Source organism: Exiguobacterium sp. s95 (assembly GCF_018618655.1).
Classification (GTDB): domain Bacteria; phylum Bacillota; class Bacilli; order Exiguobacteriales; family Exiguobacteriaceae; genus Exiguobacterium_A; species Exiguobacterium_A oxidotolerans.
The window spans coordinates 1-12,856 of sequence record NZ_JACSMM010000011.1; the positions used below are offsets into that span (position 1 = coordinate 1).

The 12,856-nt window shown below is 45.1% G+C and carries 10 protein-coding genes; 3 read left to right on the top strand and 7 right to left on the bottom strand.

The features are described from left to right. Positions 1–512 precede the first annotated feature (512 nt). The 7 genes from KNP99_RS13605 to dnaA all read right to left on the bottom strand — a co-directional run bounded on the left by KNP99_RS13605 (position 513) and on the right by dnaA (position 10,498). On the bottom strand, positions 513–1,559 hold the full coding sequence (locus tag KNP99_RS13605; RefSeq protein WP_214846158.1) for an HD-GYP domain-containing protein: 1,047 nt from the start codon (positions 1,557–1,559) through the stop codon (positions 513–515). A gap of 102 nt (positions 1,560–1,661) precedes the next feature. Next, on the bottom strand, positions 1,662–4,310 hold the full coding sequence (gene gyrA / locus KNP99_RS13610) for a DNA gyrase subunit A (protein WP_214770327.1): 2,649 nt from the start codon (positions 4,308–4,310) through the stop codon (positions 1,662–1,664). A 27-nt stretch (positions 4,311–4,337) separates the two neighbouring features. Further along, the gene (gyrB, locus tag KNP99_RS13615; protein ID WP_204251446.1) at positions 4,338–6,251 is read right to left on the bottom strand and encodes a DNA topoisomerase (ATP-hydrolyzing) subunit B; all 1,914 of its coding nucleotides are present in this window, start codon (positions 6,249–6,251) and stop codon (positions 4,338–4,340) included. Positions 6,252–6,261: 10 nt separating this feature from the next. Then, positions 6,262–7,416 (bottom strand): DNA replication/repair protein RecF, encoded by a 1,155-nt coding sequence (recF, locus tag KNP99_RS13620; RefSeq protein WP_029332175.1) that lies wholly within the window; start codon positions 7,414–7,416, stop codon positions 6,262–6,264. 1 nt (position 7,417) lies between these two features. After that, the gene (gene yaaA, locus KNP99_RS13625) at positions 7,418–7,639 is read right to left on the bottom strand and encodes a S4 domain-containing protein YaaA (RefSeq protein ID WP_029332174.1); all 222 of its coding nucleotides are present in this window, start codon (positions 7,637–7,639) and stop codon (positions 7,418–7,420) included. A gap of 141 nt (positions 7,640–7,780) precedes the next feature. Continuing rightward, complete coding sequence (dnaN, locus tag KNP99_RS13630) at positions 7,781–8,914, bottom strand: DNA polymerase III subunit beta (RefSeq protein ID WP_029332173.1); 1,134 nt, start codon at positions 8,912–8,914, stop codon at positions 7,781–7,783. A 186-nt stretch (positions 8,915–9,100) separates the two neighbouring features. Beyond that, complete coding sequence (dnaA, locus tag KNP99_RS13635) at positions 9,101–10,498, bottom strand: chromosomal replication initiator protein DnaA (protein ID WP_029332172.1); 1,398 nt, start codon at positions 10,496–10,498, stop codon at positions 9,101–9,103. A 730-nt stretch (positions 10,499–11,228) separates the two neighbouring features. Between dnaA and rpmH the strand changes: the two genes are divergently transcribed. The 3 genes from rpmH (at position 11,229) to yidC (ending at position 12,834) form a co-directional block, all read left to right on the top strand. Then, a complete protein-coding gene (rpmH, locus tag KNP99_RS13640; protein WP_012371910.1) occupies positions 11,229–11,363 on the top strand; it encodes a 50S ribosomal protein L34 in 135 nt (44 codons plus the stop codon). 168 nt (positions 11,364–11,531) lie between these two features. Then, complete coding sequence (gene rnpA / locus KNP99_RS13645; RefSeq protein WP_029332171.1) at positions 11,532–11,882, top strand: ribonuclease P protein component; 351 nt, start codon at positions 11,532–11,534, stop codon at positions 11,880–11,882. 97 nt (positions 11,883–11,979) lie between these two features. Continuing rightward, on the top strand, positions 11,980–12,834 hold the full coding sequence (gene yidC, locus KNP99_RS13650; RefSeq protein ID WP_214766213.1) for a membrane protein insertase YidC: 855 nt from the start codon (positions 11,980–11,982) through the stop codon (positions 12,832–12,834). Positions 12,835–12,856 lie beyond the last annotated feature (22 nt).

A 12,856-nucleotide genomic window follows, 5' to 3' on the forward strand; every position in this document is an offset into this window, starting at 1 on the left:
AAAGTCACGTTGACGAAGCTTGCGCTTCATTCATTGTTTGTATCCGAAGATACGTTTTTTGCCTCATCGTTCAGTTTTCAAAGTTCGTCCGCGCCTGTTTTGGCGACTCAATTAGAATACCAAGTCTGGAACGATAAGTCAACAACTTTTTAAAAGAAGTTTTTTCGTTCGTTTCAAGCGTGCGTCCTCTTTAGGACATGAAATAATATACCATGCGATTTATTATTGTGCAAGCATTTTTGATAATTAATTTTAATTTCATAAAAAATTGTTTTATAACTTTTGACTAGACTTTCATTTTTTGTTGGTATAAGTGGCTTTTGCCACGTCTTCCTGTTTTTGAGCCGTACCTTTCGACTTTTAGCATTCACCTTTTTCAGGACACCTGTCACATACGGCTCAAACAGAGAACTAACCTATTCCTAGCAGATCCACCTAAATGTTTCCCTCTTCATAAAAGTTGATCTACAGAATGATTAAACTACGCGTTTCTTCTATATAGTAAGTCTGCTTTAATCCATCAGCTGCATAATGTTCAACTGCCGGTCTTCCATTAAGTCTTTCACGACTTGCTGGTTCTGCTCATCATAGACGATGACAGGACGATCAAAGATGACATTCTTCCGCACGACAGTTGCAATTTTTCCGTTACTCATCAAAACACGATCTCCGATTCCAATCGGCAATAGAAGTTGTCCGAGTAATGTAACGTACTTCGAATCGTACTGCATCGGCCGCGCTTTTAGGTGAACGTATGCATCGTATGCCGTATAAGCCTCCCGGTATGGACGCCAGCTTGTCATTGCCGCAAAAACATCTGCTACGATGAAAAGACGTGTATGATCCATGATTTTATCACCCGTGGCTTTTAATGGGTAACCGGATCCGTCTAGACGTTCATGGTGTTGGACGATTAAACGTTTGACCGTATCTGAAATGACCGTATCGTTTTGTAAGGCTTGATAAGCCATCGCCGGATGTCGATGGAAAATCTCTTGTTGCATCGCTTCATATCGTTTTGTATGTCGCCACTCCATGATGCGTGCGAGTCCATAGTCTGCAAAGTAAGAGGCTGTCCATAAGTCTTGAATCATCTTTCGTTCTTTTCTGACTGCTTCCGCTAACAACTGAGCGAGTGCCCCTCGATAAATCGCATGGCGAACTGTGTATGCTTCCGTTCCCCGTTCAAGGAAGAACGGTAAAATATCTTCCCGACGAACTGTATCGGGCATCGAGTTTTTAACCCATTTCAAAGCTTCATATGTATTCGGGGTGAAACCTTGTTCCCATGAGGTGAAGACTTGATTATAGGAACCAACAAGTTCTTCGAATGGATTTTCGCTCACTTCTTGAAGACGAACCATCTCTTGTTGACTTTCTTCGACTAGACCTTCTGGTCGTTCCTCAATATCGATTTCCTTAATCAAAAACCGTTTCAGGCGTCTTAGTTCGTCTGTCCCTAGTTTTTTTCCAGCTTCGACAATCGGTATATCGGTATGTAAAAAGACTGACTCCTTTACCCGATCGCCGATGATGAGTCGCTCGCTTGCGATACGCATCTTACCTCGTCCCTTTCTCTCATCAGTTTTATTTGTAGAAAAACAGCAGAGTAGGGACATCTACCGTCCGACTCTGCTGTACCTCTTTATTCCATACTGATGTTATTCTTCTGTTTCTTCGATTACTGTTTCTGCTTCAACAACCGGAGAAATGTTTTCTTCATCCACGACAGTCGACAGCTCATCAACGATCGTTTCTTCGTTTTCTTCTTTTTTCAGTTTCGCGACGGTAGCGACACGGTCACCTTCTTCAATCCGGATGACTTTGACACCTTGTGTGTTACGTCCGACACGTGAAATATTTTGTGAATCGGTCCGGATGACGATTCCGCCTTCTGTCATGATCATGATGTCATCATCGACGTCAACGATTCGCAGGGCAGCAATTTGACCAATCCGGTCGTTCACTTTACTTGCAATCAATCCTTTACCACCACGCGTCTGGCTTCGGAACTCAGTCATTGGTGTCCGCTTCCCGAATCCTTTTTCCGTAATGACGAGGACATCTTGTTCTTCACGCGCAAGCTCCATGCCGATGACGATATCTTCTTCTGCTAGTTTCATCGCTTTGACACCACGCGCACCACGTCCCATTGAACGAACGTTTGTGATCGGGAAACGAATCGCCTTACCACGGTTTGAAACGGTAAAGACTTCATCGTCTGTCGATGCGAGACGGACAGATGTCAATTCGTCGTCTTCGAACAGACGAATCGCAATCAGACCGTTTTTATTAATCCGGGCATAAGCAGAGAGTGGCGAACGTTTAACGCGTCCTTTACGTGTCATGAAGATTAATGATTTTTGCTCATCCTGCATGACTTCTTCTGCATCAAGTACCTCTTCCGCTTCTTCTTCCGGTGTTACGTCGTCATCCGATTCGATTGTCGCTTCGATGATGGATTCTTCGACGACATTTTGCTCTTCCAGGTATCGTTTAAAGTTAACTGGAATCATCGTCTCGACCTTTTCACCGCGTTCAATCTGAATCAGGTTGATGATCGGCACACCTTTTGAAGTCCGGCTCATCTCAGGTACTTCATACCCACGGATGCGGTAGACTTTCCCGCGGTTTGTAAAGAACAGGATCGTATCATGCGTCGAACACGATAAGAGACGTGTTACATAATCCGCATCATTCGTACCGATTCCTTGGACACCACGACCACCACGACGTTGTGCACGATACGAATCCGTCGTGAGACGTTTAATGTATCCACTGCTCGTCAATGTGATGATGATATCTTTTTCAGGAATCAAATCTTCATCTTCGAATTCGATGTGGTCCATCCGAATTTCAGTCCGGCGTTTGTCGTTGAAGCGTTCTTTCACTTCTTCGAGTTCCGTCCGAATCAATTCAAGCAATTCTTCATCGCTTTCGAGAATTTTTTTGAGTTCCGTGATCAGCTGCATGATTTCATCATATTCAGCATCGATTTTCTCACGTTCGAGTCCTGTTAGACGTTGAAGACGCATATCAAGAATCGCTTGCGATTGTTTCTCAGACAAAGCAAACCGATCCATCAACTGTTCGCGTGCCGCATCAGCCGTTCGGTTCGCTCGGATGATTTTGATGACTTCATCCAAGTGATCGAGTGCGATGCGAAGACCCGCAAGAAGATGTTCCCGTGCTTCCGCCTTCTCAAGGTCGAACTGTGTCCGGCGACGGACGATTTCTTTTTGGTGCTCGAGGTAATGATAGAGCATCTCTTTGAGTGTCAGCGTTTTCGGACGACCACCCACGATCGCAAGCATGTTGACACCAAACGTCGTTTGCATCGATGTCTGTTTATATAAGTTATTTAAGATGACACTTGCGTTCGCGTCACGACGAATTTCCATGACGATCCGCATACCACGACGATCGGATTCGTCACGTAAGTCCGTAATGCCTTCAATTTTCTTCTCACGGACGAGATCGGCGATTTTTTCTACGAGACGCGCCTTGTTGACTTGATATGGCAGTTCCGTCACGATGATCCGCTCGCGGTCTTTTTTAGCTTGTTCGATTTCTGCTTTCGCACGAACGATGATTGACCCACGTCCCGTTTCATAGGCACGGCGAATCCCGCTTCGACCTAAGATTTCACCGGCTGTCGGGAAATCAGGACCTGGAATGTGTTGCATCAACTCGGAAATCGTAATCTCCGGGTTATGCGTTAGCGCAAGTACGCCATCGATGACTTCACCTAATTGGTGCGGCGGAATGTTTGTTGCCATCCCGACTGCGATCCCGCTTGATCCATTGACGAGCAAGTTTGGAAAACGCGACGGTAAGACTTCTGGTTCGCGCTCTGATCCATCATAGTTATCTTTGAAATCAACGGTATTTTTATTGATATCGCGAACGATTTCCATCGCGATTTTTGACATACGGGCTTCCGTATATCGCATCGCAGCGGCAGAGTCGCCGTCGACAGAACCGAAGTTTCCGTGTCCATCCACGAGCTCATACCGGTAGCTGAAGTCCTGTGCCATCCGAACCATCGTGTCGTAAACAGCAGAATCACCGTGTGGGTGGTACTTACCGATAACTTCACCGACGATACGGGCAGATTTTTTATGTGGCTTATCTGCGCGGATACCGAGATCGTTCATCGCATAAAGAATACGACGATGTCCTGGCTTCAGACCGTCACGTACGTCAGGAAGTGCACGTGCGACGATGACGCTCATCGCGTAATCCATGAAGGATGTACGCATTTCTTGACTAATATTTATATCTTTAATGATTCCTTGTTGATCGGACATTCGTCTGGCCACCCTCTCTATTCAACGTTAAATATCCAAGTTCTTCACGTAATGCGCGTGCGACTGGATAAAGTCACGACGTGGTTCTACCTGATCTCCCATCAAGATATCGAATACTTCATCCGCTTCGATGGCATCTTGAAGTTCAACCCGAAGCATTTGACGACCACTCGGATCCATCGTCGTTTCCCAAAGTTGCTCTGGATCCATCTCACCGAGACCTTTGTAACGCTGAATGTCGTAACGCGCGTTTTCTGGAAGTGCGGCTAAGGCCTCGTTCAGCTCACGTTCGTTATGCACATACGTGATGTTTTTCCCTTGCTTGATTCCGTATAGCGGCGGTTGTGCGATATAGACATAACCATGCTCGACGAGCGGACGCATATACCGGTAGAAGAACGTCAACAGGAGTGTCCGGATGTGGGCACCATCGACGTCGGCATCGGTCATGATGATGACTTTATGATACCGTGCTTTTTCGATGTTGAATTCTGAACCGATACTCGTTCCGAGTGCGGTAATGATCGTCCGGATCTCGTTACTGCCGAGAATTTTATCGAGACGGGCTTTTTCAACGTTCAAAATTTTACCACGGATCGGTAAAATCGCTTGGAAGTGACGGTCACGACCTGATTTCGCAGAACCACCCGCTGAGTCACCCTCAACGATATAAATTTCTGAAATCGTTGCATCCCGCGATGAACAGTCGGCCAATTTACCAGGAAGTGAACTTACTTCAAGGACACCTTTACGACGTGTCAATTCACGCGCGCGTTTCGCTGCCATCCGGGCACGCGAGGCCATCATTCCTTTTTCGACGATTGCACGAGCATTCGACGGGTTTTCCATCATGAACTGTTCAAAGATGGAAGAGAATAACGTATCGGTCGCTGTTCGAGCATCCGAGTTACCGAGCTTCGTTTTCGTTTGTCCTTCGAATTGGGGGTTCGGGTGTTTGATCGAGACGATTGCCGTCATTCCTTCACGGACGTCTTCCCCAGACAACGTACCGTCTGCTTCTTTCATCAAACCGAACTTCTTCGCATAGTCATTGATGACACGCGTCAACGCCGTCTTAAAGCCCGTTTCATGCGTACCACCTTCATGCGTCGGAATGTTGTTCGTAAACGAATAGATGTTGGCTGCAAAGCCATCGTTGTATTGAAGCGCAACTTCGACTTCGATGCCATCCTTCGTTCCGTGGACGTAGACCGGTTCCGGGTGAACAACTTCTTTCGAGCGGTTCAAGTGTTCAACGTACGACTTGATTCCACCTTCGTAATGGAAGTGCCGCGTAATCGGTTCTTCTGCACGATCGTCCGTAATGACGATGTTCAGACCTTTATTCAAGAAAGCGAGTTCACGTAAACGTGTCGCAAGTAAATCGTAATCGTATTCGAGTGTTTCCTGGAAGATTTCACTGTCCGGGAAGAAACGAATCATTGTCCCTGTCTCTTCTGAAGTCCCGATGATTTCGAGATCTTGTGTTGGAACACCACGATGATACGATTGATAATAGAGCTTCTCGTTCCGCTTAACGAATACTTCAAGCTTCGTCGACAACGCATTGACGACCGAAGCCCCGACACCGTGAAGACCACCTGATACTTTGTAGCCTCCGCCACCAAACTTACCGCCGGCATGGAGGACCGTTAAAATGACTTCGACTGCAGGACGTCCCATTTTTTCTTGAATATCAATCGGAATCCCCCGACCGTTATCCTCAACTAGAATCGAGTTCCCTGGTTCAATCGTGACTTTAATCGTGTCACAGTATCCAGCCAGTGCTTCATCAATCGAGTTATCGACGATTTCCCAAACTAAATGGTGGAGCCCTTTCGACGCGGTTGATCCAATATACATACCTGGACGTTTTCGAACGGCTTCAAGACCTTCAAGTACCTGAATCTGATCGGCACCGTACCCTTGTTCCAATTCCATATCTTCATGATTACTCATCGGTTTTCTCACCTACTGTTTCTTTATAGGATGTCTCTTCCAAAATAACTGCTCCTTGTTTCACGTGGAACAACTTCGCTTGTCTAATCGTTTCATGTGCGATTCCCTCGACACTCGTCGTCGTCAGGATCGTCTGAACCTTTTGTTGCATCGTATCGAGTAAATGGGTTTGACGATGATCATCGAGTTCCGATAACACATCGTCTAGAAGAAGTAGCGGGTATTCCCCAACCTCCTCATGAATCAACTCAATCTCTGCTAGCTTCAACGAGAGCGCAGCCGTCCGTTGCTGTCCTTGTGAACCGTACGTCTGGACATTTCGTCCATTGACCTCCATTTCGAAGTCATCACGGTGTGGACCAAATAACGTCACGCCTCGTCTAATTTCATTTTCTTTTATTTTACCAAACTTCTGCGTATAAGAAGCAGTCATTCCTTCGACATCCAGCGAATCATCACTAAATGTATCGGATCGATAGCGTAGAACGAGTTCTTCCTGTCCACGACTGATTCCATCATGAATCGGTCGCGCCCACTTTTCGAGCTGGGCAATGAAATGATGACGGCGTTGAACGATTTTAACGGCAAGCGTAATCATCTGTTCCGTCAAAATGTCGAGGAACGTCTCGTCCCCCCCTTTAATTGACAACTGCTTCAACAACGCATTTCGTTGTTTCAACACTTTCAGGTATTGACTTAATTCATGCAGGTAGACCGGACTGACTTGACCAATCTCCATATCTAAAAAGCGACGCCGTACTTGTGGACTGCCTTTGACGATGTGCAAATCCTCTGGTGCGAACAACACGATATTGAGCGCCCCGATATAATCACTGAGGCGCCGCTGTTCGAGATGATTGAGCTTCGCCTTCTTCCCACGACTCGAAATCTGGATTTCCTGCGAATGGGGACCCATCCGCTTCATGACACGTCCTTCGACGCGCGCTGCTTCCGCATCCCACTGGATCAGTTCCTTATCGTGTGTCGTCCGGTGCGATTTCGCGAGCGCCAATACGTGGATCGCTTCAAGCAAGTTCGTCTTGCCTTGAGCATTTTCCCCGATTAAGACGTTCGTCTTTTCAGAAAAGAACAATTCCAGCGACTCATAGTTGCGATAATGACTGAGTCGTACCGAATCTAGTCGCACGTTAGTTCGCCTCGTTCTTGATGACGAATTGACCGTAGTCTTCTACGTCAATAACATCTCCATCCCGCAACTTACGACCACGTCGCTGATCGACCTCACCGTTGACGAGAATAGGTACCTCCGCTAGAAATGGTTTTGCTTGTCCTCCGCTCGAGATAATATCAGACAGCTTCAAGAACTGACCTAATGTGACATATTCCGACGTGATTTTGATTTGATTCATGGATTGACTCCTCCTACCTACATATTATAAATGACATACTCTTTATTGTACTAAAAAACTCATGATTTAGCAAAATGAACGAACATATATACGGATTACAAAAAAAACCCAAGAAACCAAGTCGGTTTCTCGGGGAGGGAATCAAGCCGTACGGACAGGTAAAATCAATTGCAAGACGTTATCTTGGTCGACCGGATGGAGAATGAATGGTCGAATCGATCCCGTGAATTGAATTTCAATATCCGTCGCATCAAGTGCTTTTAAGGCATCCATCATGTATTTCGAGTTGAAAGAAATCTTCAGCTCTTCGCCTTCAAGCGACAAGATGCTCACTTGTTCCGAAACTTTCCCAACTTCTGGTGAGTGCGATGAAATTTCGACAGCTGTCGTACCTTCTGCTGCGAACTTGATGACGTTGTTGCGGTCTTCACGTGCAAGAAGTGATGCCCGGTCGATTGCCTGAAGCAATTCCTTTGCATTCATACGGACAGCCGTCCGGTACTCTTCCGGAATTAAACGCGACGTATCCGGATAGTTCCCGTCGAGTAAGCGAGAGAAGAATAGGACATGTTTCATTTTGAAGAGGATTTGCTGGTTCGTGATCGTGACATCGACATGACCATCACCTAACAGTTTCGATAATTCGTTTAAGCTCTTACCCGGCACGATGACATTTTGGAACGAAATCTCGTTCTCTGTCTCAAACTGTGCCCGGCGTAGTGCAAGGCGATGACTATCCGTCGATACGCATGTCAAAATGCCTTTATCTGCTGAGAAGTTAACCCCTGTCAAAACAGGACGTGTTTCTTGAACCGCGACGGCAAAACTCGTCTGACGGATCATTGAACGTAATAGATCTGCGGGTAAACGGAACTGTTGTCCCCCATCGACTTGTGGAAGACGCGGAAACTCGTCTGAATCAAGACCGTTCAGATGAAATTCAGCTGTCCCGGATTGAATCCGTGTCATGAAGTTTGGAGAGACTTCGATGATGACTTCGTCTGTTGGTAACTTTTTAACGATATCACCAAAGAAACGGGCATTGAGGACGACACTACCGGCGCGGTGGACGGTTACATAAGAAGTACCATTCTCTTCCGCATAGATTGTCCGTTCAATTGAAATCTCGGTATCGCTTCCTGTTAACGTCATTCCGTCACCATGCGCTTCAAGTTTGATTCCCGTTAAGATTGGAATCGTCGTTCTTGATGAGACAGCTTTCGCTACGTCCTGGATGGCTTGGATTAAAGTATCGCGTTGAATTGTAATATGCATATTGTCGTTAAGCTCCTCTCAAAATGGGCGTTACATCATCATAACATAATAATATATTTTTTTAATAATAGTATTAGGGGCTGTGGATAGTGTGGATAAGTCGGTGGATAACTTGGTATAGAGCCAAACTGCGTGTGGATAACTTGTGGATAACTAGCCTCTTTTATCCACAGCTTATCCACAGGTTCAGGAATGTTTCAATTCATGCTTAATTTGTTCGATGACTTTTCCTGTTTCTCCATCCGATTTAACGAGCATACTGATTTTCTCATGTGCATGGATGACTGTCGTGTGATCCCGTCCACCAAATTCCTCACCAATCTTCGGTAAAGAGCTTTCCGTCATCTCTCGCGAGAGGTACATCGCAATCTGGCGTGGAAAGGCAATCGATTTTGTTCGTTTTTTAGCCTTTAAGTCGTCAAACGGTAAGTTGAAGTGTTTACTGACGGACTCCTGGATGTCGCGGATCGTGACTTTTCGCGGCTCCGTGACCGGCATGATGTTATGCAACGCTTCTGCTGCAACATTCGGATCAATCGTCCGTCCGACCAGGTTCGCATAAGCGATGACACGCGTCAGTGCCCCTTCGAGCTCGCGGATGTTCGTGTCGATTTGACTCGCGATATAGAGCATGACTTCATTAGAAACATCAAGTTGCTCGGCATTGGCTTTTTTTCGCAAAATCGCAATCCGTGTCTCAAGGTCAGGAGGTGTGATGTCTGTTATCAATCCCCACTCGAACCTAGAGCGAAGCCGATCTTCAAGTGTCGGAATTTCTTTTGGTGGTCGATCACTCGAGATGATGATTTGTTTTTGATCATTGTGCAGGGCATTGAATGTGTGGAAAAACTCCTCTTGCGTCTGCTCTTTTCCTGCGAGAAATTGAATGTCATCTATTAATAGAACATCGATATTCCGGTATTTGTTCCGAAACTCAACGGTTTTATTGTCCCGAATCGAGTTAATGAAGTCATTTGTAAAACGTTCCGAGGAGACATAGGCGATCCGCGTCCCAAGGTTTTGATCTTGGACGTACTGGCCAATCGCGTGCATCAAATGGGTTTTACCAAGTCCGACTCCTCCATAGATGAATAAAGGATTATAGGCTTTCGCAGGTGCTTCTGCTACAGCCAAGGAAGCGGCATGGGCAAAACGGTTACCTGATCCAATGACAAACGTATCGAACGTGTATTTTGTATTCAATTGACCGAGTTCACTCATGACCAGCTCATCGGTCGGTTTTCGTGACGATTGTGCACGATTTGATGTTTTAGACGGTGGTACCGTCTCAGACGCTTCCTCATTTTGACGATCGAGCATCTTCTTTGCTTGGCCTTCCTCGATAAATTGAATATCAAGTCGACTCCCTGTCACTTCTTCAACCGTATCTTCGAGTAACGATAAGTATTGACGTTCCAGCCAAGTAACGGTAAATGCAGCTGGTGCTGAGATGATCAGTGTCGTTCCATTCAGCGTGACGCCTTCAGTGGATTTTAACCACATGTCATAACTTGCCTTAGGTGTCCGTTCTTCTTCCTCGATCACAGACAATACATTATGCCAAAGTTCGGCAGCGTTTTTCATAAATACCCCCCTTTTTCTATCATGATATAAAAAACTATACACAGGTTTATGCACAGGACAAAGTTAATGAAGAAACTCGACTTATCCCCACAACATAAAAACTGTGGATAACGTTATCCACAGGCAAGTAAAACTGTGTATAAAGTTATCCACAGGGTGTGTATAACTTGAAAATTCAATTTGGTTCGTGTCGTTGTTATGCACAATTAGTGTATCAAATGAAATGAGCCCTGGCAATGCCTAGAGTGATTTATCCACAAGTAAATAAAGATATACACAGGTAGTTACCCACAGGCTGTGGATAGTGTGGATAAGGTGTGGATAACGTGTGTATAACTTTTTGAAAGAGGAAGCGTAAAAAAATAGTTATACACAAAATCAAAAATAGTTGGAGAATCGAGTCGAAAATCAAACCTTGACGTTGATTTTAAAAAATACTATTGTAGACAAAGTGAAGAGTTATCCACGGAAAGTGTGGATAGTGTGGATAAGTCTGTGGATAGTTTTAATTTGGGGAATTTCCTATTGTTCATGCAGATCGGATTCCTATCTTGTAATACGAACCCTCATCCAGATTTCTATCGTAACGAATCGTATAGAATCGAACGAGATAATTCTTACGAACTTTCATTGACAAGGTCCCTTTTGATTTATATAATGTACAAGACTGCCTTAAAGTAGAAAACGATGTTTTTTAATAGAGTAATTTTTAAAGGAGGTGCAGACTAAAATGAAACCAACTTTCAACCCAAACAACCGTAAGCGCAAAAAAGTTCACGGATTCCGTGCGCGCATGGCAACGAAGAGTGGCCGCCGGATCTTGGCTGCTCGCCGTCTTAAAGGCCGCAAAGCCTTGACTGTATAATCGAGCGATGATGAGATCACTTCTGGCGATGCCTGAGGTGATCTTTTTTTTGCTTTTTTTTAAGGGTGTTCGTGCTTTTGTCACAACCCCCTCTCGCGAAGCAGGATTATTCTATGATATGATGAAAGACGACGAATTTTCGTGATGTCAGGATGGAGTGTGATCAAGGTGAAGAAGGAATACCGCGTCAAGAAAGACAAGGAGTTCCAAGCGGTGTTTACTCGAGGAGCCTCTGTCGCCAATCGGCAATTTGTCGTATACGCACTAAAAAAAGACCAGCAAGCTCATTTTCGGATTGGTTTATCAGTGAGTAAGAAAATCGGAAATGCTGTCGTACGTAATCAGGTAAAACGGTACCTTCGTGAAGCATTTTTGTTACATGAAGCTTCGATTGCACCAGATTATGATCTTGTAATCATCGCCCGCAATCCAGCTGCGAAGATGACTGCGCAAGAAGTCGCAGATAGTTTGCGGCATGTATTAAAGCGTTCCGGCGTCTGGAAGCGGCAAGTTAAATAAATACGTAATATATTCTGTTTGATTTGTAACGGTCTTTCCTGATTCTATCTATAGAAGGAGTCTGACCGACAAAGGGTAAACATCATTAGGAGGAATTATGAACAAGAGAACTAAGATTTGGTTGACACTTGGACTGATGTCAGTACTCGCGGTTGTTCTATCGGGTTGTACACCTGGAACATACGGAACAGGTGAACCGATTACTGCTGACACAGAAGGTTTCTGGAAACATTATTTTGTTTGGCCGATGGCTTGGTTGATTGGAAAAATTGCAGAATACTTTAACGGGGATTACGGGATTGCAATCGTGATTACGACATTGATTGTTCGTCTCGTCATTTTACCGTTGATGATTAAACAGACGAAGAGTATGGGTGGTATGCAAGTCATCCAGCCAGAAATGATGAAACTGCGTGAGAAATACAGTTCAAAAGATCAGGAAACACAACAGAAATTGCAACAGGAAATGATGAAGCTTTATCAGGAGCATAACGTCAATCCACTTGCAGGTTGTTTACCAATCTTAATTCAAATGCCAATCCTGATTGCCTTCTATAACGCAATCATTTACACGCCGGATATTTTCAAGCATACGTTCCTTTGGTTCGATCTTGGAAAGCCAGATCCATATTTTATCTTACCGATTCTTTCAGCGGTCTTTACGTACCTGCAACAGAAACTCTCGATGGCAGGGCAAGAAGATAATCCGCAGATGAAAATCATGTTGTACGTCTTCCCGGTCATGATCTTCGTCATGGGTGTGACGTTACCCTCTGCCTTGTCACTTTACTGGGTCGTTGGTTATATCTTCTCGATCATCGTGACGATCGTGATCATGAAGCCGATGCGTGAGAAGATCAAATTACAGACTGAAGCAACGATTGCTTCAAAACGTGAAAAAGAAGCGGCCGAAGCAGCTCCTGCTCCGAAAAAGCCGAAAAAGAAACGTTAATCACAAATGAGGGCGATACTCC